Below are 26,707 nucleotides of genomic sequence, written 5' to 3'. Positions count from 1 at the left end.
TCCTTCCCGACGTCAGGAAGGAGGATTCTCACGCGAAGAGCGATCACTCCACCGCGATCGGTTTCTCAGTCAACGTTGTGGTGCGGTCGCCCTGAATCGCTTTCACTTTCTGTTCGGTTTGTTGTACTGCCGCCGGGCTGCTCAACAAGCTGTACGTCAGCTCGAAGGTGGTGCTTTGGCCGGGTTGCAGTTTCTTCACCCGCCCTTGCTGGCGTTCAATAGTGACCGGATATGCATAGCTGGTACCGGGCTCAATACCGGTGACATAGCCTTGTTTCAGGGTGTCGGTGTTTTTCCACAGCGTCAGCAACGGCAACTGATGGGTATCAAACGCGATGGACACCCCTTTATCACCCGCACGATTGACCAGTGCGGCCAGTGTTTTGCCCTCTTTATCCGCGTAAGGCGTCATGTTGAACACCATTTCGTCGAAGCCTTTAGTCGGGCCCTTATACGTCTGCCAGCTTTTCAGACCGGCCTTGGCGTAGTCATTAAACGGTGAAATTTCTTTTACTGGTGCCAGGAAACGTGCCCCTTCTTCCAGAATCGGGGTACCGAAATTGCTGTGATAGATAATCTGGTAATCACGCACGTAATCTGACTTATTGGTCAGCACGTCATGAATGGTAAATGACTCGCTCCCTGGCACGTAGCGCAGTTCAGTCCAGGTTTCGAGGTTGGATTTCTTAAAGCTGTTTTCCTTGAGCAAGCCACGTACCGTGATGGTGTAAGGCGCGTTGTCGCTGACATCCACCAGCACTTTCGACGCGGGTGTATTACCGGCACGGCCGTGCAAGGTATAGATCATGCCGTCGCTGGTGACCGGATGCCCGGTCCACTCATAGCCGCAGCGCACCATCATCTCATTGAAGCCTTCCAGCCAGCCCAGTCCATTGCGGCTTTCCAGTGTAATCGTATTCGGGTTGACCACTTCATCCACCGGGGAATCCCAGCCCAGCCGGATGTTTTTACCGGTGACATGCAGTAAATCCATGCCGCGGGTCGGACTCAAGGTAATTTGCAGCCCGTTGGGACTGGTGATAGTCAGAATCTTGCTGCCTTCCTGACGTCCGCCGTGTAGTACCTTTTGCTCGATGCTGAAGTGCTGATCCTTAATCTTCAGCGCATCGCTGCTGATCTGCCAGTTTCCCTTTTCGGTGCTGCTTTCAACGTCTGTCAGCACAAAGGTTTGAGCCGATGCCTGCCAGGAAACCAGCGCCAAAGCGATACTCATTGCCAGTACATTTTTCATTCCATACATCCTTTTAGCTGAATTGATTAAGCCCGTGAAGCTAAAAGACTACAAATCCAGCTGACAGGAGAATGTGATTGCTATCACCAGATGGTTAACTGCTCTTTTTTCACAACATATTTGCAATATAAATCACACTTAAATTAAGAATACCTAATGATATTGCATGAAAAACGCGATCGTGATCGGTTAAAAGCTGACGCGCGTTCAGCATTTAGTGTCCAACAGACGTGAATATGCTGAAGCAGGAAACCTATTCAGCAGATGAATGAACTGCCATAACAAAAATATATGGATAAAAACAAGGTGATGATATTTCCACCATGATTGCACCACCCCGAGGCACGCGCTAAGGTGTCGGTTTACCTGTGCTTCACCCTTTATTGACAAATTATGAACTTTTCCCGTTTTGGTAACAAATTTACCCGCCATGCTGGTATTACCCAACTGATGGATGACCTGAACGACGGGTTACGCACCCCAGGTGCCATCATGCTCGGTGGCGGCAACCCGGCCCATATTCCAGCAATGGACGACTATTTTCAGCAATTGTGTCGCGATCTGTTGGATCAAGGAAAATTGACCGATGCGCTGTGCAACTACGATGGCCCACAGGGCAAAGATGTGTTGCTGCATTCGCTCTCCAGTCTGCTGCGAGAACAGTTTGGCTGGGAGATTGGACCACAGAATATTGCACTGACTAATGGCAGCCAGAGCGCATTTTTCTACCTGTTCAATCTGTTTGCCGGTCGTACTGATGAGGGGCAACGTCGCCGGGTGCTGTTTCCGCTGGCACCGGAGTACATCGGGTATGCTGATTCCGGGCTGGATGAGGACATGTTTGTCTCTGTTCGCCCGCAGATTGAGCTGTTACCGGAAGGGCAATTCAAATACCACGTTGATTTCGAGCAATTGCACATCACCGATGATATCGGCATGATTTGCGTTTCCCGGCCGACCAACCCGACCGGCAATGTGCTGACCGATGACGAAGTGCAGCATCTGGATGCACTGGCCCGTGAACACCAGATTCCGCTAGTGATCGACAACGCTTACGGCGTGCCGTTCCCCGGAATCATCTTCAGCGATGCCACACCGCTGTGGAATCCGAACATTATTCTGTGTATGAGCCTGTCCAAGCTCGGCTTGCCCGGTTCCCGCTGCGGTATCGTGATCGGTTCTGAGCAGGTGATCGAAGCGCTCGGCAACATGAACGGTATCGTCAGCCTGGCACCCGGCTCCATCGGCCCGGCACTGGCACATGAGATGATCCAGCGTGGTGATCTGCTAAGGTTGTCCAACGATGTGGTCAGGCCGTTCTACCGCCAGCGGGTGGAGCAGACCATCGCCATCATCCGTCGTTATCTGCCGCCAGAAGTGTGTCTGATTCACAAACCGGAAGGCGCGATTTTCCTGTGGCTATGGTTCAAAGACCTGCCCATCACCACCGAGGTGCTGTACCAGCGGCTGAAGCAACGCGGCGTACTGATGGTGCCGGGCCATTACTTCTTCCCCGGTCTGGAACAGGAATGGCCGCACGCTCACCAGTGCCTGCGCATGAACTACGTGCCGGAGCCGGAAAAAATCGAGCAAGGCGTCGCTATTCTGGCCGAAGAGGTGGAGCGGGCACGACAAGAAGGCAGCGTCTGACACCCAAAAAATCTGATCCCCGAAAAACGGGCGTGTTGTGCGTGCAGCCATACCCCCTACCTGGAGTGTGACTGCACGCGCAAGTGATATCACGCACGCAAAAAAACCGCCCGAATGAACTGCCCCCCAAAAGTTGGATACCCAACTAAGTAAGGTGCAGTTCACGAAGGCGGCTCTCGTTACGCGTGATATCGGTGTGATATCCCTCGTTATCAGTTATACAGCTCAGCCACGCCTTGCAACTGGTTATCGCTGCTGGTGGCAGAGATGATGCGGAACGATTTGGCACCGGCGGCATCCGCTTTTTCAGACAGCTTAGCCTGCAGGCCGTCCAGCGTATTCGCCGTGGCGCTAACAGAACCGACAGACTGGCTGACAGACTGCTGTACTTCAGTCGCGGCGAAAGAGCCGAAAGAAACGGTAGCCAGTGCGATAACTACAGCAATATTTTTGATAGCGTTCATGGTTGATATCCTTCACATTGTATTCGGTTAGTGCTCTTTACTGGAGGCGTTATCGCCTTCGATGGAAGTGATAATAGACCTGTTATCAGCTCGTTAAAAACGGGTTTATTTGTAGATATCATTCAAATTTTATGAAATAAAAAAGCATCGCGTTCGCCCTTCGCCTGCCCGCCTTTACTTACCCCAAAAGCAGATATTGATTACCGGTTTTGTACTTTGTGGTTTTGCCATGCCTGTGGAAGTATCCCTTTCATATGACAGCCTTTTTCCAGCCCCGACGTCACCTGCATAGCGGCTGGTATCACTCTGATAACTAAAAGGAAAAAAACCATGTCTGGTTTCTTGAACGCTCAACAGAAGCGGGGAATGGGTCTGCTTGTTTCATTCGCACTACTGGGAAATGGCGCACAGGCGGTGGCTGCCGACGTTGCGCCAAAAACCGGCGGCACCTTGATCTATCTGGAACAACAACCGCACACCAACTTGTATCCACCCGCAGGTGGTTTTTATCCTAATGGCGGTATCCTCAACCAAATTACCGATAAGCTGACGTATCAGAACCCGGAAACGTTGGACATTGAACCCTGGATTGCAGACTCCTGGACCGTTAACGCCGACAGCACCGAATACACATTCCGGTTACGCCCCGGCGTCACCTTCTCTGACGGCACACCGCTGGATGCCAACGCCGTCGCTAAAAATTTCGACACCTACGGGCTGGGCAACAAAGAACTCAACCAGCCGATTTCCGAAGTCATCAACAACTACCAACGCAGCGAAGTGATCGACCCGCTGACGGTGAAGTTCTACTTCAAAAAACCGTCGCCCGGTTTCCTACAAGGCACCTCCGCTATCGGCTCCGGTCTGGTGTCGCTGAGTACGCTGGCCCGCAATTTCAACCAGTTGGGCGATGCGACCCACATCATCGGCTCCGGCCCGTTTGTGGTCAGCAGCGAAAAACCGGGGCGCGAACTGAAACTGGTGGCACGTAAGGATTACCACTGGGCACCGGTGAGTTTCGCACATCAGGGCCGCCCTTATCTGGATGGCATCACCTATCTGGTGACGCCGGAAGACAGTGTGCGCATTGGTGCACTGGTCTCCGGTCAGGCGGATTTTATCCGTCAAATTCAGGCCTATGACGAACAACGGGTGCAGAGTGAGGGTATTCGGATCTACGCCGCCCCGACCCGTGGGGTGAATAACAGTATCAACTTCCGCCCGGATAACCCGCTGGTAGCGGATATCCGCGTGCGTCAGGCACTGAGTGACGCCACCAACCCGAAAGAAATCATCCAGACGCTGTATTCCAATAACTACCCACAAGCCACGTCGGTACTGGCGAAAACCGCCGCCGGTTACATCAACCTGTCCGATAAGCTGACGTTCGACCCGGTCGCCGCCGCCCGTCTGCTGGACGACGCGGGCTGGAAAATCGGTACACAGGGCGTCCGACAGAAAGACGGCCAATCGCTGGTGTTGACCGCCTACGAATCACCGCCACAGCCGCAGAACAAAGAGATGTTGCAACTGGTAGCGCAGCAGTGGGCCAAAGTGGGCGTGAAATTGAACGTACTGGCAGGTGATGCGGGCACCAAAACCGTTGACAGTCTCGACCCACTGAAAACCGGCGTATCGCCGGGCATGGTGGGCCGAGCGGACCCGGATGTGCTGAAAAGCCAGTATTACCCCACCTTGCGCAATGTGCTGCTGCAAAAAGGCGGAGCCAGCGACAAGGTACAAACCTTTGAAGACACCCACCTTAATACCCTGTTGGATGGCATCGCCTCCGCGACCGACCGCAACAAACGGCTGGCGCTGGTCGGCGAAGTACAGAACTACCTGATCGATAAGGCATACGTGATTCCGATTTTTGAAGAGCCGCAGGTGTTCGCCGGTCGCGCCAGCACGAAAGGCATAGGCTTTGAGGCGGTGGGCCGCCCCAGTTTCTACAACACCTGGCTGGATAAGTAACCGGGCATCAGCGACGGAGGGCAAAACATGCGCATAGCGTATCTGGCGACACGCCTCGGACATGCACTGCTGGTGCTGTGGGCAGCATTTACCTTGTCGTTCATGCTGCTACAGGCACTGCCGGGTGATGCGGTGCTGATCAAATTCATGAACCCGGAGCTGGGGCTCAGCGCCAGCCAAATCGCACAATTGCGGCTGGCCTACGGTGCCGACGTGCCGTTGCTGACCCAATATGCAGCGTCACTGTCACGCCTGCTGCACGGCGACTTTGGGCTGTCACTGCAGGCCGGGTTGCCCGTCAGCGACTTACTGGCAACCAACCTGCCCCCCACCTTGCTGTTGGCGGTGCTGGGGTTCGGTGCGGCGTTGCTGCTGGCGATCACGCTGGCGTTTCTCTCGGCGCTGGCGCCATTCGCCTGGCTGCGCCAGCTCTTTCAGTCTGTACCGTCGCTGCTGATATCCATCCCCACGTTTTGGCTCGGCATCGTATTGATTCAGGTGTTTTCCTTCCGGCTGGGCTGGATTTCGGTGATCAACCCCGGCGAATGGGAAGGACTGGTTTTGCCAGTCCTGACACTTTCCGTACCGATTGCCGCCCCGATTGCTCAAGTATTGATGCGCAGCATCGATCAGGTACTGGCACAACCGTTCGTGGCGGTGGCGCGCGCCAAAGGCCTGAGCCGCCAGAGTGTGTTATGGCGTCATGTGGCGCGCAACGCCGTGCTGCCTGCGCTGACGCTGGCAGGTCTGCTACTGGGCGAATTAATCGCTGGTGCACTCATCACTGAAACCGTATTTGGCCGCAGCGGACTGGGGCAGTTAACGCAGGAAGCGGTCAACACACAGGACGCCAGCGTGTTGCAGGCCATCGTGCTGATTTCCGCCACCGCCTTTGTGGTCGTCAACCTGCTGGTCGACCTGCTCTACCCGTTGCTTGATCCGCGGCTGAAAACCGCATTGGAGGTGTGATATGGCGAGCATTCAACTGGAAAAAATCACCTTTCCGCTGCTGCGCAAAACACCACGTCTACGCCGTTATGCCACGCAGCCCGGTCTGGTGCTTGCCTGGCTGGTGCTACTGACCGTGGCACTGTGGGCACTGTTCCCCGGCCTGTTTACCCATGCATCACCGATTGAGGGTGTGCCGGGCGCACAACGGCTGGCACCGGGTGGGGCGTACCTGCTAGGTACCGACCAACTGGGGCGAGACCTCTACACCCGCATCGTCTATGGGGCGGCGCACTCACTCTCCGGCGCGGTAGTGGCCGTATCACTGGGTTTGGTACTCGGCAGCCTGCTGGGGCTGCTGGCAGGCGCGGTAGGTGGAAAGCTGGATACCGTGGTGATGCGCAGCGTCGATGTGCTACTGGCTATTCCCGGTTTGCTGCTGGCGCTGAGCGTCATCATCCTGCTGGGGTTCGGCAATCTGAATGCGGCTATCGCGGTGGGCGTGACGTCGGTGGCGAATTTTACCCGGCTGGTGCGTGCGGAAGTGCTGCGCGTACGCCACAGCGATTATGTTGAAGCGGCGTTTGGTAGCGGCGGCACCTTCTTTGGCGTGCTGTGGCGCCACATTCTGCCTAACTCGCTCACCAGCGTACTGGCATTCGCCGCATTGCAATTCGGCAGCGCGATTCTGGCACTCGCCACGCTGAGTTTTCTCGGCTACGGCGCACCACCGCCAACGCCGGAATGGGGATTGCTCATCGCCGAAGGCCGTAATTATCTGGCCACCGCCTGGTGGCTGACCACCTTCCCCGGCCTGCTGGTGGTCGCGGTGGTGCTGGCGACCAATCGCATCAGCCAGTCTATTCGGAGGCCAACGCGATGAGCCTGCCGCTCAGTTTACAACACAACCCGGCCACACCGGTGCTGGAGCTGGAAGACGTCGCTATCGCCTACCGTGATGACGACGGTGAACGCACGGTCGTAGAAGGGGTGTCCTTCGTCATTCAGCCCGGCGAAGTGGTGGCGCTGGTAGGAGAGTCCGGTTCCGGCAAAACCACCACGGCACAAGCGGTGATCGGCCTGCTGGCACACAACGGTCGCCTGACTCGTGGAGCCATTCGCCTTAACGGCACCGAGATTAGCCGGTGGTCGCCGTCACGACTGGACAGCATTCGTGGCCGGGTGGTCAGCCTGGTGCCGCAAGACCCTGGCAGTTCACTCAACCCGGTAAAAACCATCGGCGATCAGGTGGACGAGATGTTGCGGCTACACCAAAAAAGCGATCGCCATAGCCTGCGCCAGCAAACGCTGACACTGTTAACGCGCGTCGGGCTGACCAGGCCGGAGCTGCGCGCCAGCCAGTACCCGCACGAGCTCTCCGGGGGCATGAAACAGCGGGTGCTGATCGCTATCGCCATCGCCTTAAAACCGGCATTGATCATCGCCGACGAACCCACCAGCGCGCTGGATGTCACGGTGCAAAAACGCATTCTCGACCTGCTGGACGAACTGCGCCGGGAGAACAACACCGCCATTTTGTTCGTCACCCACGATCTCCGGGTGGCGGCCGAGCGTGCCGACCGCCTGCTAGTGTTCCAGAAAGGTTATATTCAGGAGCAGGGGCCAGCCCGACAGGTGCTGAGTGCGCCGCAAAGCCAGTACGCCCGCACCCTGTTGGCCAACATCCCCTCGCTGACTCACCGTCCATCACGTGTGTCGGTGAACCGGCCTGCCGCCGGTCAGCCGATGGTACAGGTGGAACAGTTAGTACAGGAATTCCCACTGGCGGGCGACCATAAGCAGCGATTTAGGGCGGTGGATACGGTGTCCTTTAGCGTAACCCCTGGCACCACACACGCCATTGTCGGCGAGTCCGGCTCCGGCAAGACCACTACCGCGCGCCTGATTCTTGGCTTCCAGCGCCCAACGGCCGGCCGCATTCTGATCGACGGCACCGACATGACGCAACTGCGCGGCGAAGCGCTACGTCAGTTCCGTCAGACCATTCAGTTGGTTTATCAAAATCCGTTTAGCTCACTCGACCCGTCGCAGCGGTTATTCGATATCGTGGAGGAACCGCTGCGCAACTTTAACCGCCACTCTCGCACAGAACGGGCCAGCCGGGTTCATGAGATGTTCGAGCGGGTGGCGCTGCCTGCCTCGCTACTGCAACGTCGTCCGGCAGAACTGTCCGGCGGCCAACGTCAGCGGGTCGCCATCGCTCGCGCGCTGGTGCTGGAGCCAAAAGTGCTGGTGCTGGACGAAGCGGTCTCCGCGCTGGATGTCACCGTACAAGCGCAAATCCTGCGCCTGTTGAACGAGTTACAAGCCTCGCTGGGGCTGACCTACCTGTTTATTTCTCACGACCTCGCCGTGGTACGGCAGATAGCCGATACCGTTTCCGTGCTGTACCACGGCAAACAGGTGGAGTCCGGGCCAGTAGATCGCATTTTTGCCCAACCGGCTGAACGTTATACCCAGGAACTGATCGATGCGATTCCCGGTCAGCACCACGTCTCTTAAGGGACACACTACACCAAGGATTTAATCATGACTCAAAAACGTCTGGGGTTTTTCACCCGCTTGCTGGATGACGTGCCCGCCGGGCAACGTTACCGCTTAGCCGCCGAACAAATCATCAACGCTGAGCAACTGGGCTTCGACAGTGCCTGGGTGGCACAGCATCACTTTCACGCCGACGAAGGCGGCCTGCCGTCACCGTTGGTGTTTCTGGCGCAAGTCGCCGCGCAAACCCAACGCATTCGGCTTGGTACCGGAGTGATTACCCTGCCGATGGAACACCCGTTGCGGGTGGCAGAAGATACCGCCGTACTTGACCTGCTCAGTCACGGTCGGTTGGAAGTCGGCATCGGCTCCGGCGGCACGCCGTCATCGTTCGCGGCGTTCGGCCACAACAGCGAACAGCGCGGCGAGATTCTGGGCCGCTACCTGGCACAGGTACGCGCCGCCTGGGCGGGCGAGCCGCTGAGCGCTGACGGTAATCAGCTTTATCCGGCAGCCCCGCATCTCAATCGCCGTGTATGGCAGGCTACGTTTTCTGTGGAAGGCGCTATCCGCGCCGGTCGCGCGGGCGATGGGCTGATGCTGTCCCGTACCCAACCGCGCCCGGAGGCTTTCCCGGATGCCACGCTGGCCGACCTGCAAAACCCGATGATCGACGCCTATCTGGAGGCGCTGCCGTCCGGCGTCACACCGCGCATCATGGGTTCGCGTAGTGTGTTCGTCGCCGATGACCGGGCGCTGGCGTTGCAACTGGCGCAAACCGGGCTGCAACGTTCCGCCGCCCGCCTGGCTCAGTTGGGCCGTCCGGCACGCAACGGCTCGGTAGAGGAACTGATCGCCTCGTTCGACAGCCACGTTGGCACACCGGAAGACGTCATCGCCTCACTACAGGCTGACAGTTCGCTGGCGCGGACCACTGATCTGGCGTTTCAGGTACATTCTATCGACCCACCACACGCCCATATTCTGCGCTCGCTGGAGCTGATCGCCACTCGGGTTGCCCCCGCACTGGGCTGGTCGCCGGTAAAAGACAAACAAACCCGCCCGGTCGGGCAGGAGGTCGCATGACACAGTCAACATTCGATATATTGGATACGCTTTCGGAAATTGCCCCACACTCGCCGCTGGCGCAGGCCAGAGCGACGCGTGATGCCGCCACCCGGCATACGCAAGGCAGCTACGACGCGCTGTTCAGCCAGACGACAAGCGACACGTTACCGCTGGCATTGCGCTTTTTCATCGCCGAAAAGGTCAGCGACTGGCATCAGAACGCCCGTTTACAGCACTTTTATGCCCAACGGCTGGCGGATTTTCCGGCCCCGACGCCCGGCGTAGCACTGGACCTGGCACTGGAACAGGCCAAACGTCTGGCATTACAGCCCATCGCCGCCCAACCGGAATTCTTGCAGGCGCTGCAACAAGCGGGTTGGGCAGTAGACGATATCGTCACCCTGTCGCAACTGGTCGCGTTTGTCAGTTTTCAAAGCCGCTTACTGTACGGCTATCGACTACTGGCCGGTCACGCCGAAGAACGGGCACCCGTTGTACCCGCCGCCGTCGCCGGTCACTGGCATACCCAAGCGCTGACCAATAGCGGCAAAACCGCTCCGAATGCGTTTACACAGGGCGAACTCGGCTGGGAACCGTGGCTCCCGGCCAAACCGCTGGCGGAATTTACCCCGGATGAGCAAGCCATTCTGGCGCGTTTCGGTCATACCGATTCCGACTACTTCCGCTTGCTGGGCCGTAATCTGCCGGTGCTGGAGCAACGCACACTTACCGACAAGGGCATCTTCTATACGTCCGGTGGACTACCGCGTCAGGACCGGGAACTGGCTGCCGCCGTCGTCAGCAAGGTAAACGGCTGTATTTATTGCGCCTCGGTACACGCCCGTAAGGCCAGCCAATTGTCGAAGCAGCATGACGCCGTACAGCTCCTGCTTGATGTACCACCGGGGGAAGATCTTGCCGCCGGACAGAACCCCCGCTGGCAGGCGATCATCACCTTCGCCGCCCGGCTATCCACCACGCCATCGCAGGCCAACGCACAGGATCTGGCACGCCTGCGTGAACAAGGGTTGGACACGCTGGAGATTCTCGACCTGATTCAGTCCACCGCGTTTTTTGCCTGGGCCAACCGGTTGATGCTGACGCTGGGCGAGCCGTTCTGGCCGGGAAACCGGGGCTGACGACATCAGCAGTACCGTCCACAGCAATAACCGTTCACGACAGTACTGTTCACAAGAATGCCGTTCACCATGCCTGACCTTGTTTGTTCTGGATTATCCCTAAGAGCAAACAAGGTGCATTGCGTGCGTTTTTCACTTTCGGCTCATCTCGCCCGCACAAATGGCGTCATTCTCCGCACATCAGATCATCAATACTCCGGACTCACCACACACCCAGGAGATGTCATGATGTCTGTCTTTCAGTTAAGAACCTACACATTGAAAACGGCGGCAGCGGCCAGCCAATACGCTGAAATCTGGTATCGTCACATTGAGAGCCTGAAATTGTTCCATATCGCAACGCACGGTGTTTTTCGCCCGCAGGAGAATGACCGCCAGGTAGTGGCACTGGTGAGTTATGCTGATGGCGTGGACATTCAGGCAACGACGCTCGCTTACATGTCCAGCGATGCATTTCATGCCGATATGGCGGGATTTGAGATGGCGATGATCGAAAATGTGGAGGAAACGCAACTCGTTGCCTTACCCGCCTCACCGCTGCAATAACGCTAACCCCATTCTGGGAAATACCTGCCGTCAGGCAACCTGTGGGTTACCTGACGGACTGACCACCGGTGAAACAGGGTCGGGCGGATAACGCGGGTTACAGCGTCTGCCCCAGTGCCTGACGCAGGTACGCCCCGGCACCCAGTAGCCCCGGCTGCGGGTGCGTTATCATAAACACCGGAATATCGGCCAGATAATCACGAAAACGGCCTTTATCTTCAAAAGCGCTGCGAAAACCGGAGTTACGGAAGAACTCAAGAAAACGCGGCACAATCCCGCCTGCGATATAGACGCCGCCAAACGTGCCAAGATTCAGCGCCAGATTGCCGCCAAAACGCCCCATCAGTACGCAAAATAACGACAACGCCCGCAAACAGTCGACATCGCTGTGCGCCAGCGCGCGTTCAGACACTATCTGCGGTGTCAGCGCTTCCGGCACCCGATCATCTGCTTTAACGATCGCGCGGTAAATATTCATCAGACCCGGCCCGGACAGCACACGCTCAGCGGAAACATGCCCTAACTCCTGACGCAACACCTGCAACAGGATGTCCTCTTCTTCGCTATTTGGCGCGAAATCGACGTGGCCGCCTTCACCCGGCAGGCTCAGCCATTTCCCGTCAACCGGCAGCAGATGCGCCACACCCAGCCCGGTCCCGGCACCGTACACCGCCACCGGCTTGCCTGCCACGGGTGCCTCGCCCCCCAGTTGAATCACATCTTCTGGCGTCAATACCGGAACCGCCATGCTGACGGCGGTGAAATCGTTGATCACGGCCAGGCGATCAAACCCCAGATTCTGCTGCATCGCCGAAATGGAAAACGCCCAATGGTGATTAGTCATCGACACCCAGTCGCCGGTCACCGGGCAGGCGATAGCGATGCAGGCCGCTTTGATGGTGAGATCCGCGTGTTCTGTCAAAAACAAACGAATCGCCTCTTCCAGACTATCGTGTTCCTGAACCGCGTATTGTTTGCTGTGCGACAGATGCCCATTCGCCAGTTCACACAAGGCGAGACGGGCGTTGGTGCCACCGACATCACCTACCAGCGCATACTGATGCATAAATTACGTTCTCCCATTGAAATGTCACCATGCGTGCCCGGGCACACAGAGAAAGCTGTGCGCCGCTACGCGAATAGCAAGGCTACGCGAATAACAAGCACACCGAATCTCGCTCATCTTCACTGGTCATCCATGTCATCGGGGAAACGTAATCCGATAAATCAGGCCGTTTCCCCCGTTTCAGCCGCAGCATAAAATCCCGAAAAGCGGGGATCAGGTCACGAAACAGCGCCTCTCTGCGGTGGACCATCATCACTTCGCCAAATAGCTTTAGACCTGTGCAAAACGCGGCGACGTCCAAGTCCGGTAAGATCCCTTTTAACCGAACTTTCTCAATAATTTCCAGAATATCGTCATGGTTGGTGGCGTCAAACGTCAGTGAACGATTTTGTGGCTTATCGTCGCGATTATCAGTGAGATTTTCCAGCGTGATACGATAGTGATAAGGCAGGTTTTATCCTTGCGGCTACAGGAGAGCGACGCACTCACGAAAAAAGGTGTATTGCAGAAAATGAAGGCGAATCTGGTCGCGTTGGACTAATACCTGACGGACACCAGTCACGTCTCAGTATTTAGGGTATCCGTACTTTGCGCGCCCGGCTGGTAAATATCCTTACGAACAAACGTCCAGGCATAGTCCTGACGATTGATAGGCTCGTATCCGATTTTCTGGTACAGCCACGGCGCGGTGGAGGTCAGCAGCAACTGACGACGCAGGCGTTGCAGCCGCGGGTGCCTGATGGTGCACTCCACCAGAAAACGCCCTAATCCAGCCCCCTGATGTGCAGGTAAGACAAAGACATCACACAGATAACCGAACGTGGCGAAGTCCGTCACCATACGGGCAAAACCAATCTGACGCGCCTGATGGTACAACCCAAAACACAAGCTGTTGGCGACAGACAGCGCGACCGTTTCCCGGTCGATACCCGCGGCCCAACTGGAGGTGGTGAGGTAACCATGAATGATATCCAGGTCAAGCCGCCGCGGATCCGTCGAAACCTGATAGCTCTCTTGTTCCCATTGTGCTGACACTGCTTACTCCTTCTGGCCGTGATGAGAATTCATCATCTCACCAGAACGCCTTGCTGCACAACGCTGACCATAACGGTAGACCCATACTTGCACCACCAGCAACATGGTCAGCGGCAAACCGTGGAACAGCACAATCACCGCCGCAGGCGTCCACCATACATAGAATGGTGCCACCAGCAGCATGCCGATACCGAACCCGGTCATCTGCATCAACGTCAGCAGGCTAAAAATAGGTAACCGCAGGGATTCCGGCTCGCTTTGCGCACGGGAAATCAGGCTAACTTCCGCCACACCGTCGCCAATACCCGCCCACACCACACACACCAACAGCCACGCCAGCCCGGTTTGCTGGAAGGTCAGAATAAAGCCGGTGGACATCAACGCCACCCCGATAAAAAAGGCCCGTTCCACTGTCCGCTGCGGCCCTTGCCGGAGCAAAAAGCCGCTCCCCCGCGCCCCCGCGAATTTACCCACCGCCCACAACGCCAGCATCAGGCCCATGGTCTTACTGGCGCTGTCGGGCGAGATCAATGCGGACAAGACCGGAAAGCCCACGTTATGCGCCGCACTGCCAAGCGTATCCGCCATACTGACGATCAGCATGCCTGCCAGCATCGGCGCACCACGCAACCCTTCCCGCAATTGCCGCCATTCGTTGAACCGATCGCGCTGGCTCGCCCGGGGCTGCGGTGTTTCAACCATGCGTAACGGCAGAATCAACAGCGCGGCGACCAGATAAGTGGCGACATTCAGCATAAAGACCACCGGGTAGCCAAAACCGGCGACCAACAGGCCCGACACCAAACTACCTAATACCGCGCCACTGGCTGCCACCGAGGTCAGCCAGGCATTGGTGGTCAGCCGCAGGCTGTGCTCCACCCAGTAAGGCAACTGGCTGTTGAGCCCAATCGCAAACATGGCATTCCCCACCCCGACCCCAAGCGCGATCACCGGTAATAACGGCAGTTGCCACGCGGGCGGCAACACCAGCAATAGCGAAAGTAACGCCGCTCGCAGCAGGTCAAACCCCACCAGCGATGAACGTCCCTGAAAACGTCGAAAAAACGGCGTACCAACAAGACTTGCCAGCAACCCTCCCGCCACCCGACAAGCCAGAAAAATACTGACGTTTACCACACTGTTGCTCAGCAGATAAACGTAGGTGGACAACGCCACCATGTTCAGGAAGGCGCCAAAATCGGAAATAAAACGCGCCGCGATAATCAACCCGGCGTTACGCCGGGATTGCCCGATGTCTATATCATGATGCTCAGCCATGACGGATTACCCTTTGTTTTCCCTGTGATGTTCCCTGTTGTAATGAGTGTCTGCTGTATTACCGGCTGTCTCGTCTGCTAGCGCTCCTGTATCGGCCGGAACGTCACCAACAACAAATCCCGGTAAGCTGACGCCGCCTCTGCGACCGGGCAAACCGGTCCGGCACGGTGATATAACGCTTTATCATCCACAATCAGGGTCTCCAGGAACCGGCTCATTGCCGTTGCCAGCAATGGCGGATCATGTTCCTCGGCGGTGGTGAAAATTTCGGACACCACCGGCTGCGTCCCCTTACTCTGGATAAAGTGCATACAGATCCACGCCATCCCATCCTGATGGATACCGGACGTGGTCGGGCTGCTGTTGCCTTTTTCCGCCCTGACCCGGAACTGATGGATGTCGATAGCATACGACTGATCGGCGGCCAGCCACGGGCGTATCATCGCCATATCAGTTGCTACGATGCGTTGTAGTAACGGATGGTGGATAAAACCCGCTTCGGCATACTGCAGGCGGTTTGGCCCCGCTTTGTAATCAATGTTGTAGGTAACCGTAGAGCAATAATCCGCATCCGTGTTCAGTTGCAGCGAGCGGTCAGGATGGTAGAAAAACCGCAGAATCCGCCGTTCGCGGCGGGTATAATTTTTAAAATTTTCATCCTCGACCAAATTATCCCAGTAGGCTTTGAAGCTCTGTTCTTCTTCGGGCTCTACGGCAATCCATTCCTGGCTGGCGTGAAGATGACAATACCCCTGTTGCCTGAGCTGTTCGGTAATGCCGTCTGCCATACCGCCAACATTGAACCTGTTTGCATTCATGCTGTTTATATTCAGCCTGTTTATATACATGGTGGGTTTCCTGATTTAGCGCACAGCGACGGTGGCAGGCGACACGCCGCTGTCGATGTCACTCAGTGTTGGGCCTATCATCGGGCGAAGATGGTGTTGCAGCGTCTCGTACAACGCCTGCGCATCCTGTGCTGATGCAACCCGAGCCCATCCTTTGAACAGGTAATGTTCTTCGATATCCGCATCCACGTAATGCCCCACCGGATAATGGCCAAACGCCAGCACAGCCGGGTGGCGCTCCACCCACGACAGGCCGTGAAAACCGTTGAAATAGCCACTGGTGGGAGGATAAATCGCAAACATGGAATAGTGCTGAGCGTTGCTGGAAACTCGCTCACAGGCCATCTGTAGCGATGTCTCTACCCCGTTATCCGCCAGTAATAAAGACAGGTACAGATCGTACGGGTCCAGCCCGGCGATATCCTGAAACGCCGCGTTCACATACAACCCACCCAGACGCGGATTGACCTCAATAACCACCGGCCCCGACGCCGTCATCCGAAATTCGACGTGTGCCACTGCGTAGGTCAGCCCCAACGCCTGCAAACAGGCAACGGCATAGTCCTGAATAAGCTGTTGTTGACGCGCAGAGAAAGCCACCGGCGGTGTAATCAGCAGATTTTCCAGCACGGTCGTGCCCTGCGTGGTCAGTAGCAATTTTTCGTTAATCAGCACCGGGAAAACCGCCTGCGATGTTGCCACGCACTCCACACTCCCTTCAATGCCGTCAATATAGGATTCCAGCAGCACGGAACGGCCTGGTACATAGTGGTGTGAATGTCCGTCAAGGTCGGTAAAATGGCATGATTCACCGTAAAAACTGGCTACTGAAGCCCGATCATACTGTTCGATAAACTGGTGGTAGTACGCCTGCAACTGCGGCCAGTCGACGCATTTACGAATAAACGCGGAAGCCGCCCCGTAGGGCGGTTTCGCAATCAGCGGGTAGCCCACCCGCTCGGCTTCGCGCTGTAATTGCGCTTCATCGTGGCACAGCGCGTACGCCACCGACCGGACACCGGCCCGCTCCAGCGCCTGTCGCATCAGGAACTTGTTATTACACTGCTCCACCGCTTGTGCCGTGCTGTAAACCAGGCCATGACGCTGGCACAGCTCCGCCACCAGACACCCCATCTGCCCAAGCGGCGAGGCGTGCCCGGCATGGCACAAGACTGCCCGCACCTGATAACGCTCCGCCAGTTGTTGCAGCAGCGCATCCAGCGAAGCCACCGACAGCGTCGGCAGCCAGAACACGTCATCGCTGTCTGCTTCCAGCCGCTGTCGCTGCCGGTGACCGGTCCATGCCGCCGTCAGGCACAACAGCCCCCGACGGCGCGCTGCCGCAAAGTGCGGCTCACGGTAGGTATAGACCGGCACCGCGGTATCATTCACATCCACAAATAAGATGGCTTCGGGTTTCATACCTTTTTCTCCTTGTGTCACCACGTGATACCGTTTAACTGTCCTGCCAGCGACAAACATCGCCCTGCCAGTTGGTGAAACGGTAAAAGCGCTCGCCATTGATGTCTTCAAACTGCGGCATGTCTTGCGCACTGCTCAGCAATGGGACGGTGAACTTCCCTTTCGCATGGGGCAGCACATATTCCGGCAACGCAATATTGGATACCCGACGTTTCAACCGGTTCATGATGGCAATCGCATCGCGGATCGATGCTTTATATTCCGAGGCACCCGGAGAAAAAGGCATGAAATGATATAAATAATAGGGCTTCACCCCCATACGATATAATTCAATAAACAACTGCCTGAGCGTGTCTTCATTGTCATTGACACCACGCAGTAGCGGCATATTGGAAAACACAATCGGCACGACTTGCTGAATACGTTTTACCGCATCACGAAAGGTATCGCTTAATTCCAGCGGATGGCACACATGCACCCCAAAGGCATTGACGCGATGACGACGCAGAATATCCAGTAACGTGTCGGTAATACGATAAGGATTAAAGGTCAACGAGCGGGAATGAATACGGATCAACAGGGAATCACGGATATTACGGATTGCCCCCAGACATTCATCCAGTTTCGCGTCCGTCAGCATCATCGGATCGCCGCCACTGAGAATAACCTCCTCTACGCCTGGGGTATTACGGATATAATTCAACGAATCCTGAAAGGCTTTTCTTCCGGCATTTTCTTTTTCCGAATCGACCTTTAACGTCCGCAGTGCTTCAAAGCAGAACTGGCAGTAGGAATTACAGGTATTCACCATCCGCAGAATGACCCGATTGTCATATTTATGCTGACAAATCGGTGTTTTCATTTCATGCGACAGCTCCCAGTTTTCTGATTCACCGTCGTAACCGGTCGCGCCATCATCGAGCCAGAACGGCACCACCTGGCGCCACAACGGGTTGTCGACAATATTCTTATACCCGGCTTCTTTTATCAGGTTGGCATAATACGGCGTGATCTGCATCTTACGACTGGCAAGATTATGGATAATTCGCTGTGCGATTTCATCACTCCAGCCGCCACAGGCTGCCCGTAATGCCGGTTCATCACGAATGGCATTTTTCTGCTGCCAACGCCAGTCTGCCCACCCGGAACGCCCTTCTGCCGGGAATAACGCCAGTTCGGTTACCGATATATCCATATTGCCTCCGTGTTTACCGTATTTATAGAGATACAACACCACATCAGGCTGCGAACCATTATTTCCATCACAGAGAAAACCAACTTATAAATAACCGCATCATGTCAGTCTGCAATAAGCAAACGACTAACGTGAAACGATAAAAAGATCTTCTCTAAAAAGAAATAATGATATCAGACAGATGACACATCACCTTGATATCCTGGCTCCCTGTTGTACTCGTTACCGAAAAAACACCTGACGTTACAGGCAGTAAGAAATAAAACACCTTTCCAGAGATAAATGCTCAAACAGAAGCGTCACCGCCTCACGAAAATCATCATCTGGAATTAATTCAGTTTGAAATAATTTATTCTTTTGGGAAATTTATTTAAAAAAAACCATGCCATGACGGGTGATAAACACCATCATCGCGACACTTTCTCTGAAATAATCCTATTGTTATTATTCTTATAACAAAATGCGTTTTTTGCAAACCGCTAATTAACATTTTAATATCATTTTTCCCTATCGCCACAGTTTTCACCGCTGGCGTTGCAGCGGGACAACAGCACCATCGGGCTAAAATAGTCATACCGCTTTTCTCCCCATCCCGCGTATTCTGATGAAAACAGCATCATGAGAACCTGATAAAACCTGAGGAGAAACGCGTGGCGATAACCCTTCCTGAAGCACTGATTCCGGTGGATCCCCGTTTTGGCTGCGGCCCATCACTGATCCAGCTTGATGACCTGACGCGCCTGAAAGATAAAGGGCCACATTTGCTGGGCACCAGCCATCGCAAAGAACCGGTGCGCGCACTGTGCCGCGACATTCAGCAAGGCCTGCGGGATTACCTGTCGGTACCGGACGACTACAGCATCGTACTGGGTAACGGTGGGGCCACTGTACTATTCGATATGGTGGGCCTCGGGCTGGTCAGAAAGCGCATCGTCCACCACACCTGCGGTGAATTCTCGGAGAAGTGGTTTAAAGCCTCGCGCCGAATCCCGTGGATTGAGGCGGATAACGTCGCGGTGGAATACGGTCAGGCGAATTCCACCTTCGTGACACAAGGCGCTGACGTAGTAGCCTGTACGCTGAATGAAACCTCCACCGGGGTGATGAATACCCTGTTACCCGAGGTAGGGGAAGACTGTCTGTTGGCGATAGACGCGACCAGTGGTGCCGGGCAAATCGCCTGTGATCTCTCCCGTGTGGATGTCTTTTTCTTCTCGCCGCAAAAAGTATTCGCCAGCGAAGGCGGGCTGTTCGTGGCAATTCTGTCGCCGAAAGCCAAAGCGCGGATCGCCGAGGTAGCCGCTGATCCCAGCCGTTATATCCCGGCGTTCGCCGACTGGCGGCTGGCGCTGAGCAACAGCGAGCAGCAGCAGACTTACAACACGCCTGCGGTGGTGACCTTGTTCCTGTTCGCTGAACAGGTGAAGCGCATGAATACGCTGGGTTTCGCCGACGTGGAGCGTCAGGCGGCGGAGAAAGCCGAGCTGCTGTATCAGTGGGCCGCCGAACGGGATTATCTGTCCGCCTACGTGGCCGACCCGGCAGCCCGCTCCACCACCGTTGCGACCATCGACCTGGCCGATACGATTTCAGCTGACAAGCTGACCCGTTATCTGGACGAGCAAGGGCTGGCGCACGGTATCGAAGGTTATCGGGCGCTGGGGCGCAACCAGTTACGCATCGCGTTATTCCACAACATCGCCTTTGACGACCTGAAAACGCTGACCGCGCTGATCGATTTTCTGGTCGCCAGCGGCGAATTCGCCGCCTGATATCATACCGTCGCTTTAACCGGCAACGCGGTTTTGTGAATCAACCGCCGCAACGAAAACGAGGACTGCACATCACGCAGTCCTTCGATTTTAATCAGTTTCTTTTGCAGGAATTTCTCAAAATCTGACAAGCTGGCGGCCACTACCCGCAGCATAAAATCATGGCTGCCGGACATCAAATGGCACTCCATCACCTCGTCAAAGGTGGCGATCTGCTGCTCAAACTTGCGAAAGGTCGCTTCCGCTTTGGGCTCCAACGTCAATGAAATGTACGCATTCACCGGAAATCCGGCTTTTTCCTGATCCAACAGCGTGACATACCGGTCGATCATCCCGGCCTCTTCCAACTGTTTGAGCCGCCGGGTGCAGGGTGTGGCCGACAGGCACACCCGTTCGGCCAACTCTGTGGTTTTTAGCCGTGCGTCCTGTTGTAGCTCATTCAATATCTGCGCATCGATACGGTCGATCTTCATGAGTGATAATCTCTATTCATGTCATGCATATGAGTGATAATCCCTAATCTAATCGATAAATGGCTTTTCTTTTAGTTAAAAGTCACTCCACGATCAATGTTAATTTTAACGCCAATACTGAATTTTCAGTCATAAAATACGCAGATATATGCATTTCTTATGGCTAAATCGGACGACCAGATGTTGATAAGGGTGATACCGTGCTGAAAGACTCTGTTGCGCTACCCAAGACAGCGGATACCGGACAGGTGTCGGGGCTGGCCCATACCCTGAAAGACGATGTGTACGGCCTGATTCTGGGGGTGATGTTTATTGCGTTCGGTCTGAATCTGCTGAAACTGTCAGGCATGATCACCGGTGGGATTGCCGGTATCGCCCTGCTGCTCTCCTACGTTGTCCCGCTGTCGATCGGCGTGCTGTTTATCCTGACTAATATCCCGTTCATGATTTTCTGCTACTTCAGTATGGGGCGCGCGTTTACGCTGAAAACACTGATCGTCAACATTGCCTTGAGTCTCGCCACCCAGGCGGTCCCCGGGCTGTTGACCATCAACTATGTGCATCCGCTGTTTTCCGCGCTGGTAGGTGGTACCTTCCTCGGTATGGGGATTCTTTCGCTGGCTCGCCACAACGCCTCGGTCGGTGGTACCGGTGTGGTCACGCTCTGGCTCTATAAACGCTTCAATATCAATGCCGGCAAAAGCCAGATGTTGCTGGACATGCTAGTATTCGCCATCTCCCTATTCACCATGCCCGTTTCTTTGCTGTTGTGGTCGGCGCTCAGCGCACTGGCAATGAACGCCATGCTGATGAACTGGCATAAACCGGGGCGTTATCAGGGTGGGTAAACACAACATCCCCAGCCTGCTCCCCGCGTATTTCACGGCAGGCGCAAAGAGTAGTGCACCAATTAGTTGATTGTTTATATAACGCTCGCTTTTAAGGTTTTCTCATGGTCAGCGTTAATGTTCATTGCCCGATTGTCAGTCTGCTCAGGTTTATCGCCATGGTCAGAACCTAAAGATCGTGACAAATTTCGCTGCCGTGACTACCACCGCGTGTTTCTGCTCACTTATACCTACGAAGCACGCAAGCTCGGTGTCAAAGAGCAGATCACCGAAATGGCTTTCAACGGCGCAGGCTACTTTTTCTTCCAGCACTTTCAGGCGTTTTTTTGAAATTCAATTCTCAAGGTTATGACGCAACCAGATTGAACGGACGCCGCTTCCTGAGATAAAAACGCCTTGTTTACGTAACTCGTTACTGGTCTGGTGTTGACCGTGAAACGAAAATACCGCAGCATAAACAACAGCCTGCCTGGTAGCAGGCATCGGTACGGTTCTTAAGATTAGGTGCGCGGCGACTACGATTTATCAGCGCATCCACACCGCCCTCATCAGCCAGTTCACGATAGCGATAAAACGTATCCCGTGGAACGCCCATGATTTTGCAAGCTTTCGACACGTTACTGAGTTTTTTAGCCAGATTGAGTAAACTGACTTTGTGTTTAATGACAGGATTGTTAGCATGAAGCATGCGAGTTACCTATTGTTTTGTATAAGTATTAGGCCCCCATATCAAAACCGGTAACTATCAACCTTTCAAGGCCATGTGTCAGCTCTGGTCGCGACTCATACAATTTAGGCGTGCTCGTAGGTAATAGCAGAAAAGATTCTATATAGGTAGGTGTAGTCCTGTATTACGCCATACACATTTGCTTCTATCCAGTCCGATGGGGATATATTGCCCCACTCGATGTAATATCCATTAATAGCAGCAAGATAATCGAATAGTACCCGTTGAGTTCGACCATTGCCTTCCCGAAACGGGTGCAACATATTGAACTCTGCGTAGTGCTTAGCCATGCCATTGCAAAAACAATCCTTATCCAACCCCCTCAACCAATTGTCTGACTCAAGATCTGCGAATAACTGGCTAGCGTTACTATCGATCATGCTCGGATAACAAAAAGGAGTCTTTCCCTTTATAATCATAATTGTCCGTATTTGCCCTGCCCAATCATAAAGATCATCAAACAGGTGCTTATGGATTCCCTGCATAGTTGCCAACGAGTATGGAGGGTGTACTAACCGCAGTGTTCTTGAATTGGCTTCAGTAACAGCAGCTTCTAGCATCTCGAGTTCAAGAGGATCGCGTATGTTATGCTTGTTGATCAGTACGTTTGTTTCTGGATAGCAGTAGGGATCGCCACTTTCGGTTAGGTATTTATCCATGCTTTTTTATTCCATATTTTAACAGCATCTTAAGATGCTGTTCTTTTCGTTCTTGTGTTTCAGAAAGGTCGATGCCTTCGAGAGAAGACGAGCCTATAAAGCTGTTTATTTTGGCTTGATTGAAGCGTTTCTCTGCAAGATCAACGTCCACACTACACAATGTAACCAATAGAGAAACCCGCTGCTGAAGTTCCGCCCATGATCTTGCTCGTAGAGGCACGCCAAGCACTGATCTCAACTTGTATTTTGTTGCGATAAATCCGCCCTGACGTTGGTTCAAGATGCTCGGTAACTTGTCATGGCCGCCTATAAGTTTCACCAGAGTTTGCTTTAGCTCCAGCAATGATGAAGATTTAACATCCAAACCTGTGACTTTACGCATCGCTGAGGTAAATTTCTTCGGCGATATTGAGGGAAGAGCTTTGTCAACAGGGCGGTTCTCAAGCAGGATCATGAACGAATCCTTGACGTATTGTTCCAACCCCTCTTTTGATGTCGGTTGCGAATTCTGTTTGAGCTTCATTATGACCTCTTTTAGCGGTCGTACCCGCTGCGTAATGTGCTCATCTTAGTACGGCCGTGCGGCTTACTGTATTCGCCGTCGATGATCTCAACTTCCAAATTATCAATACAAGGTGCGATGCGATTCTCAATGAAATCAGTAATCGAACTGTTTCCCGCTGCTTTACGTTCGAAGGCATAATCTTCCACCAGGGTACCACGAGGGGCACGAACCTTAACCACTACTTCTTCTTTTTCCAATACTTTAGCCTCAAACTCTGCAACAGAAATCTTCCCCATAATAATCTCCCTTAAAATATATCGATATTAATTCGAACTTAATATGAACTTAATATCGACTTATTTCAAGTGCGGTTGTTTAAAATGTTTTGGGCATAAACGTTGTAGAAAAGGCAGTGTATCGATTAGTCAACAGAGTCAGTTCAAAGAAGGCGGCTTTGATGTAGCCCCCTGAAAGAGGGCACAACATCTTTATTCGCCACTCTTTAGCCTTCTTTTCGAATGCATTACGAGGAAAAAAACCTCACAATCTATCTGAATCATCCAAGTGTAAGGTGAAACATTTACGCATGGGCTTTCTTCAGGCTAGAGCCTCACAGGAACAATCACCACCTCCCGAGGAGGTGGTTTAAAGCTGACAATAAATAAAGGCCAGACGATGCTCTGGCCTTTCGGTTTTCTACAGTAGATGGGTTTTCGGCATTAACGCATGGTCACAAACTCTTCCGCCGCCGTTGGGTGAATCGCCACGGTGTTGTCGAAGTCTTGTTTGGTCGCGCCCATCTTCACCGCCACCGCGAAGCCTTGCAGGATTTCATCCATCCCGAAGCCAATACCGTGCACGCCGACGATTTTCTCTTCCGGCCCCACGCACACCAGTTTCATGCGGCATGGCTGGCGATGCTGCGTCACCGCAGTGTACATGGCGGTAAAAGCCGATTTGTAGACTTTCACCTGTTCATCGCCGTACTGCTCGCGCGCCTGCGGCTCGGTCAGCCCGACAGTGCCGATAGGCGGGTGGCTGAATACCACGGTCGGGATATTGCTGTAATCCAGATGCTCGTCCGGCTTGTTGTTAAACAAGCGCTCAGACAAACGACGCCCTGCCGCCACCGCCACTGGCGTCAGCTCAACGGCACCGGTGTTGTCGCCCACCGCGTAAATGCCCGGCACGTTGGTGTTCTGGAATTTATCCACCACGATGTAGCCTTTGCTGTTGAGTGCGACACCTGCCGCTTCCAGGTTTACCTTATCGTTCGCCGGTTCACGACCAATCGCCCAAATCAGGCAATCCACGGTTTGCTCGTACCCGCTTTCCAGTTGCAGCGTCAGGCTACCGTCGGCGTTTTTCACCACCGCTTTCGGGATGGACTCAGTGTGCAGCGCCGGGCCTTCGGTGTTCATCACTTCGACCAGTGTTTCCACTATCAGCGGGTCAAACTGGCGCAGCGGCGCGTGCTTGCGCACAAACAAGTGCACGTCAGAACCAAGCGCGTTCAGCACGCCAGCGATTTCCACCGCGATGTACCCGGCCCCCACCACCGCCACCCGCTGTGGCAGCGCGTTTAACTCAAAGAAACCATCGGAATCAATGCCGTATTCCGCCCCGGGGATGTTCGGGCGCGTCGGGCGACCGCCAGTGGCGATCAGGATATGATCAGCGGTGATACGCTCGCCGTTCACTTCCACCGTTTTCGCATCCACAAAACGGGCAAACCCCTGAATCACGTCGACCTGGTTTTTCCCCAGTACATTGTTGTAGGACTGGTGGATACGGTCGATGTAGGCGCTGCGATTTTTCAGCAACGTATCCCAGTTGAACCGATTGACGGTGACATCAAAGCCATAGTCCGGCCCATAGTGGTGAATGGCTTCGGCAATCTGCGCCGCATGCCACATGACTTTCTTCGGCACGCACCCGACGTTGACGCAGGTGCCGCCCAGATGTTTGGCTTCAATCAGCGCACATTTCTTTCCGTACATAGCCGCACGGTTGATGGAGGCAATACCACCGCTGCCGCCACCAATGGCGAGATAGTCATAATGTCTGGTCATCAGGGCTCCACGCTTGCTTTCGATAAACGTTCGATAAAAGTAAATAGACCGTATCCCGCCGCCACGTCTGTTCTGGCACCCATGGCGCGATACTACTCACAATGTCATGCTGGCACCAACAAGGCCACGCCAGCGAAAGAGGTAACACCAACGGGAAGTGTAACGCCAGCAATCGTTATCCGGCAAAGACAGAAAGCGGGATTGTATGAAGAAATGCACAACGGTTCGCAACGGTTTTGGAAATCGGTGCAATAGGTAAAATGACACAATATGAAAAAATAGTTTAATTTTCGGAGTGTTGCATGAAACTGATTTTTCTCGGTACCAGCGCGGGTGTGCCGACTAAAGAGCGCAACGTCACCAGTATCGCGCTCGACTTGCACGGTATTCGCCCGGCGTTCTGGCTATTTGACTGCGGTGAAGGTACTCAGCACCAGATTTTGCACACCCCAATCAAACCCGGCAAGCTGGAGAAAATTTTTATCACCCATCTGCACGGCGACCACCTGTTCGGGTTGCCCGGTTTGCTGTGTTCTCGCTCCATGGCGGGTATCGATACACCGCTGACGCTCTACGGCCCGGCTGGGTTGAAAACCTTCATTGAAACGGCGCTGACGCAAAGCGGTTCCTGGCTGACGTATCCGTTGGAGGTGGTGGAAGTGGTTCCCGGTACGGTATTCGAGGACGCTCAGTTACGCGTGACGGCGCATGAACTGTCGCACACGCTGTATTGCCTCGGATACCGCATTGAGGAGCGCCCCAAACCGGGCGTGCTGGATGTGGAAAAACTGGCGGCACAGGGCATCAAACCCGGTGCTTATTTCCAGCAGTTAAAACGCGGGGAAACAGTCACTCTCGATAACGGGCAGGTACTGAACGGCTGGGATTACCTCAGCCCCAGTTTGCCGGGTAAATCGCTGGCGATTCTCGGCGATACCCGCCCAACGCAGGAAGCACTCAAGCTGGCTGCGGGGGTCGATGTCATGGTGCACGAAGCCACAGTGGAAGGATCAATGGCGGAGCGCGCTAACGCACGCGGTCACTCCACCACCCTGCAAACCGCCGCCACGGCGCGAGACGCTGGCGCGAAGCGGTTGATCATCACCCATTTCAGCGCCCGCTATGGTCTGGCAGATCTGGAACGGTTACGTCAGGAATGCCAGACGCTGTTTGCAGCCACCGAGGTCGCCACTGACCTGGCGACGTTTGAGGTGTAACCTGGTACAACAGGGGGTAACCGCGGCAGGGAGTAGCAGCGGGT

At 54.7% G+C, this 26,707-nt stretch carries 26 protein-coding genes and 2 pseudogenes; 12 read left to right on the top strand and 16 right to left on the bottom strand.

Annotated features, from left to right (window positions below; genetic code table 11):
* Positions 1–43: 43 nt before the first annotated feature.
* Positions 44–1,252, bottom strand: coding sequence for an aldose 1-epimerase family protein (locus FGI04_RS19355; RefSeq protein ID WP_342699117.1), 1,209 nt, complete (start codon positions 1,250–1,252; stop codon positions 44–46).
* A 393-nt stretch (positions 1,253–1,645) separates the two neighbouring features.
* On the opposite strand from FGI04_RS19355, the gene FGI04_RS19350 reads away from it, so the two are divergent.
* On the top strand, positions 1,646–2,902 hold the full coding sequence (locus FGI04_RS19350; RefSeq protein WP_407274274.1) for a valine--pyruvate transaminase: 1,257 nt from the start codon (positions 1,646–1,648) through the stop codon (positions 2,900–2,902).
* A 212-nt stretch (positions 2,903–3,114) separates the two neighbouring features.
* Here FGI04_RS19350 and FGI04_RS19345 read toward each other — a convergent pair whose 3' ends face one another.
* Positions 3,115–3,366 (bottom strand): YdgH/BhsA/McbA family protein, encoded by a 252-nt coding sequence (locus FGI04_RS19345; protein WP_023638574.1) that lies wholly within the window; start codon positions 3,364–3,366, stop codon positions 3,115–3,117.
* 330 nt (positions 3,367–3,696) lie between these two features.
* Here FGI04_RS19345 and FGI04_RS19340 point away from each other — a divergent pair, with 330 nt between their 5' ends.
* The 7 genes from FGI04_RS19340 (at position 3,697) to FGI04_RS19310 (ending at position 11,546) form a co-directional block, all read left to right on the top strand.
* Positions 3,697–5,340, top strand: a complete 1,644-nt coding sequence (locus tag FGI04_RS19340) for a TIGR04028 family ABC transporter substrate-binding protein (RefSeq protein ID WP_407340037.1) — start codon at positions 3,697–3,699, stop codon at positions 5,338–5,340.
* Positions 5,341–5,367: 27 nt separating this feature from the next.
* Positions 5,368–6,309, top strand: a complete 942-nt coding sequence (locus FGI04_RS19335) for an ABC transporter permease (RefSeq protein WP_038902896.1) — start codon at positions 5,368–5,370, stop codon at positions 6,307–6,309.
* Position 6,310: 1 nt separating this feature from the next.
* Positions 6,311–7,171, top strand: a complete 861-nt coding sequence (locus tag FGI04_RS19330) for an ABC transporter permease (RefSeq protein ID WP_342699120.1) — start codon at positions 6,311–6,313, stop codon at positions 7,169–7,171.
* On the top strand, positions 7,168–8,811 hold the full coding sequence (locus FGI04_RS19325) for a dipeptide ABC transporter ATP-binding protein (RefSeq protein ID WP_407322210.1): 1,644 nt from the start codon (positions 7,168–7,170) through the stop codon (positions 8,809–8,811). The genes FGI04_RS19330 and FGI04_RS19325 overlap by 4 nt, the downstream gene beginning before the upstream one ends.
* Before the next feature lie 27 nt (positions 8,812–8,838).
* Entirely contained in the window at positions 8,839–9,879 is a 1,041-nt protein-coding gene (locus FGI04_RS19320; RefSeq protein ID WP_407322097.1) for a putative FMN-dependent luciferase-like monooxygenase, read from the top strand.
* On the top strand, positions 9,876–11,000 hold the full coding sequence (locus FGI04_RS19315; RefSeq protein WP_407337124.1) for an alkylhydroperoxidase domain protein: 1,125 nt from the start codon (positions 9,876–9,878) through the stop codon (positions 10,998–11,000). The genes FGI04_RS19320 and FGI04_RS19315 overlap by 4 nt, the downstream gene beginning before the upstream one ends.
* Positions 11,001–11,225: 225 nt before the next feature.
* Complete coding sequence (locus tag FGI04_RS19310) at positions 11,226–11,546, top strand: NIPSNAP family protein (RefSeq protein ID WP_016941601.1); 321 nt, start codon at positions 11,226–11,228, stop codon at positions 11,544–11,546.
* Positions 11,547–11,643: 97 nt separating this feature from the next.
* Here FGI04_RS19310 and glk read toward each other — a convergent pair whose 3' ends face one another.
* From glk to FGI04_RS19270, 8 genes are all read right to left on the bottom strand, one after another.
* A complete protein-coding gene (gene glk, locus FGI04_RS19305) occupies positions 11,644–12,612 on the bottom strand; it encodes a glucokinase (protein ID WP_016941602.1) in 969 nt (322 codons plus the stop codon).
* Between the two features lie 82 nt (positions 12,613–12,694).
* The gene (locus tag FGI04_RS19300; protein WP_407274951.1) at positions 12,695–13,045 is read right to left on the bottom strand and encodes a DUF3861 domain-containing protein; all 351 of its coding nucleotides are present in this window, start codon (positions 13,043–13,045) and stop codon (positions 12,695–12,697) included.
* A 125-nt stretch (positions 13,046–13,170) separates the two neighbouring features.
* Positions 13,171–13,647: a GNAT family N-acetyltransferase gene (locus tag FGI04_RS19295; protein WP_342699123.1), complete on the bottom strand. Its 477-nt coding sequence runs from the start codon at positions 13,645–13,647 to the stop codon at positions 13,171–13,173.
* A gap of 3 nt (positions 13,648–13,650) precedes the next feature.
* Complete coding sequence (locus FGI04_RS19290) at positions 13,651–14,925, bottom strand: MFS transporter (RefSeq protein ID WP_342699124.1); 1,275 nt, start codon at positions 14,923–14,925, stop codon at positions 13,651–13,653.
* Between the two features lie 77 nt (positions 14,926–15,002).
* A complete protein-coding gene (locus FGI04_RS19285) occupies positions 15,003–15,743 on the bottom strand; it encodes a 2OG-Fe dioxygenase family protein (RefSeq protein WP_407337123.1) in 741 nt (246 codons plus the stop codon).
* A gap of 45 nt (positions 15,744–15,788) precedes the next feature.
* Entirely contained in the window at positions 15,789–17,195 is a 1,407-nt protein-coding gene (locus FGI04_RS19280; protein ID WP_342699126.1) for an ATP-grasp domain-containing protein, read from the bottom strand.
* Positions 17,196–17,229: 34 nt separating this feature from the next.
* Positions 17,230–18,390, bottom strand: coding sequence for a KamA family radical SAM protein (locus tag FGI04_RS19275; RefSeq protein WP_342699127.1), 1,161 nt, complete (start codon positions 18,388–18,390; stop codon positions 17,230–17,232).
* Positions 18,391–18,887: 497 nt separating this feature from the next.
* The gene (locus tag FGI04_RS19270) at positions 18,888–19,010 is read right to left on the bottom strand and encodes a hypothetical protein (protein ID WP_407274885.1); all 123 of its coding nucleotides are present in this window, start codon (positions 19,008–19,010) and stop codon (positions 18,888–18,890) included.
* A gap of 30 nt (positions 19,011–19,040) precedes the next feature.
* Between FGI04_RS19270 and FGI04_RS19265 the strand changes: the two genes are divergently transcribed.
* Positions 19,041–20,162, top strand: a complete 1,122-nt coding sequence (locus tag FGI04_RS19265; RefSeq protein WP_407322105.1) for an aminotransferase class V-fold PLP-dependent enzyme — start codon at positions 19,041–19,043, stop codon at positions 20,160–20,162.
* Positions 20,163–20,164: 2 nt separating this feature from the next.
* Here FGI04_RS19265 and FGI04_RS19260 read toward each other — a convergent pair whose 3' ends face one another.
* Positions 20,165–20,635, bottom strand: coding sequence for an Lrp/AsnC family transcriptional regulator (locus tag FGI04_RS19260; protein WP_038906608.1), 471 nt, complete (start codon positions 20,633–20,635; stop codon positions 20,165–20,167).
* Positions 20,636–20,835: 200 nt separating this feature from the next.
* Between FGI04_RS19260 and FGI04_RS19255 the strand changes: the two genes are divergently transcribed.
* Both FGI04_RS19255 and FGI04_RS19250 read left to right on the top strand, forming a co-directional pair.
* Positions 20,836–21,483 carry a YitT family protein gene (locus FGI04_RS19255; protein WP_342699130.1) on the top strand — a complete coding sequence of 216 codons (648 nt, stop codon included), beginning with the start codon at positions 20,836–20,838 and terminating at the stop codon, positions 21,481–21,483.
* Between the two features lie 104 nt (positions 21,484–21,587).
* Positions 21,588–21,777 (top strand): annotated as a pseudogene (locus tag FGI04_RS19250) (IS1 family transposase); the annotation flags it as partial.
* 42 nt (positions 21,778–21,819) lie between these two features.
* On the opposite strand, the pseudogene FGI04_RS19245 reads toward FGI04_RS19250, so the two are convergent.
* From FGI04_RS19245 to gorA, 5 genes and pseudogenes are all read right to left on the bottom strand, one after another.
* Positions 21,820–22,171, bottom strand: a pseudogene (locus tag FGI04_RS19245) (helix-turn-helix domain-containing protein); the annotation flags it as partial.
* Between the two features lie 104 nt (positions 22,172–22,275).
* Positions 22,276–22,869: a Fic/DOC family protein gene (locus tag FGI04_RS19240; protein WP_342699131.1), complete on the bottom strand. Its 594-nt coding sequence runs from the start codon at positions 22,867–22,869 to the stop codon at positions 22,276–22,278.
* On the bottom strand, positions 22,862–23,392 hold the full coding sequence (locus FGI04_RS19235; protein WP_342699132.1) for a hypothetical protein: 531 nt from the start codon (positions 23,390–23,392) through the stop codon (positions 22,862–22,864). Before FGI04_RS19235 ends, FGI04_RS19240 begins: the two co-directional genes overlap by 8 nt.
* A gap of 11 nt (positions 23,393–23,403) precedes the next feature.
* On the bottom strand, positions 23,404–23,670 hold the full coding sequence (locus FGI04_RS19230) for a hypothetical protein (RefSeq protein ID WP_226092784.1): 267 nt from the start codon (positions 23,668–23,670) through the stop codon (positions 23,404–23,406).
* Between the two features lie 423 nt (positions 23,671–24,093).
* On the bottom strand, positions 24,094–25,446 hold the full coding sequence (gorA, locus tag FGI04_RS19225) for a glutathione-disulfide reductase (protein ID WP_110371564.1): 1,353 nt from the start codon (positions 25,444–25,446) through the stop codon (positions 24,094–24,096).
* A gap of 302 nt (positions 25,447–25,748) precedes the next feature.
* Between gorA and rnz the strand changes: the two genes are divergently transcribed.
* Entirely contained in the window at positions 25,749–26,663 is a 915-nt protein-coding gene (rnz, locus tag FGI04_RS19220; RefSeq protein ID WP_407337122.1) for a ribonuclease Z, read from the top strand.
* Positions 26,664–26,707 lie beyond the last annotated feature (44 nt).

It is taken from the genome of Dickeya ananatis, assembly GCF_019464615.1.
In the GTDB taxonomy this organism is placed as follows: domain Bacteria; phylum Pseudomonadota; class Gammaproteobacteria; order Enterobacterales; family Enterobacteriaceae; genus Dickeya; species Dickeya oryzae.
The sequence above is the reverse complement of the archived record's forward strand: the minus strand, read 5'-3'. Positions and strand labels throughout refer to the sequence as shown.

Bases quoted from the DNA above. Each gene is read 5' to 3' on its own strand.
- FGI04_RS19355 (WP_342699117.1), bottom strand. From the start codon at position 1,252: ATGAAAAATGTACTGGCAATGAGTATCGCTTTGGCGCTGGTTTCCTGG.
- FGI04_RS19270 (WP_407274885.1), bottom strand. From the start codon at position 19,010: ATGATGCTGTTTTCATCAGAATACGCGGGATGGGGAGAAAAGCGGTAT.
- FGI04_RS19340 (WP_407340037.1), top strand. From the start codon at position 3,697: ATGTCTGGTTTCTTGAACGCTCAACAGAAGCGGGGAATGGGTCTGCTT.
- FGI04_RS19240 (WP_342699131.1), bottom strand. From the start codon at position 22,869: ATGGATAAATACCTAACCGAAAGTGGCGATCCCTACTGCTATCCAGAA.
- glk (WP_016941602.1), bottom strand. From the start codon at position 12,612: ATGCATCAGTATGCGCTGGTAGGTGATGTCGGTGGCACCAACGCCCGT.
- FGI04_RS19230 (WP_226092784.1), bottom strand. From the start codon at position 23,670: ATGGGGAAGATTTCTGTTGCAGAGTTTGAGGCTAAAGTATTGGAAAAA.
- FGI04_RS19285 (WP_407337123.1), bottom strand. From the start codon at position 15,743: ATGAATGCAAACAGGTTCAATGTTGGCGGTATGGCAGACGGCATTACC.
- FGI04_RS19280 (WP_342699126.1), bottom strand. From the start codon at position 17,195: ATGAAACCCGAAGCCATCTTATTTGTGGATGTGAATGATACCGCGGTG.
- FGI04_RS19325 (WP_407322210.1), top strand. From the start codon at position 7,168: ATGAGCCTGCCGCTCAGTTTACAACACAACCCGGCCACACCGGTGCTG.
- FGI04_RS19310 (WP_016941601.1), top strand. From the start codon at position 11,226: ATGATGTCTGTCTTTCAGTTAAGAACCTACACATTGAAAACGGCGGCA.
- FGI04_RS19335 (WP_038902896.1), top strand. From the start codon at position 5,368: ATGCGCATAGCGTATCTGGCGACACGCCTCGGACATGCACTGCTGGTG.
- rnz (WP_407337122.1), top strand. From the start codon at position 25,749: ATGAAACTGATTTTTCTCGGTACCAGCGCGGGTGTGCCGACTAAAGAG.
- FGI04_RS19345 (WP_023638574.1), bottom strand. From the start codon at position 3,366: ATGAACGCTATCAAAAATATTGCTGTAGTTATCGCACTGGCTACCGTT.
- FGI04_RS19320 (WP_407322097.1), top strand. From the start codon at position 8,839: ATGACTCAAAAACGTCTGGGGTTTTTCACCCGCTTGCTGGATGACGTG.
- FGI04_RS19290 (WP_342699124.1), bottom strand. From the start codon at position 14,925: ATGGCTGAGCATCATGATATAGACATCGGGCAATCCCGGCGTAACGCC.
- FGI04_RS19350 (WP_407274274.1), top strand. From the start codon at position 1,646: ATGAACTTTTCCCGTTTTGGTAACAAATTTACCCGCCATGCTGGTATT.
- FGI04_RS19260 (WP_038906608.1), bottom strand. From the start codon at position 20,635: ATGAAGATCGACCGTATCGATGCGCAGATATTGAATGAGCTACAACAG.
- gorA (WP_110371564.1), bottom strand. From the start codon at position 25,446: ATGACCAGACATTATGACTATCTCGCCATTGGTGGCGGCAGCGGTGGT.
- FGI04_RS19235 (WP_342699132.1), bottom strand. From the start codon at position 23,392: ATGAAGCTCAAACAGAATTCGCAACCGACATCAAAAGAGGGGTTGGAA.
- FGI04_RS19330 (WP_342699120.1), top strand. From the start codon at position 6,311: ATGGCGAGCATTCAACTGGAAAAAATCACCTTTCCGCTGCTGCGCAAA.
- FGI04_RS19315 (WP_407337124.1), top strand. From the start codon at position 9,876: ATGACACAGTCAACATTCGATATATTGGATACGCTTTCGGAAATTGCC.
- FGI04_RS19275 (WP_342699127.1), bottom strand. From the start codon at position 18,390: ATGGATATATCGGTAACCGAACTGGCGTTATTCCCGGCAGAAGGGCGT.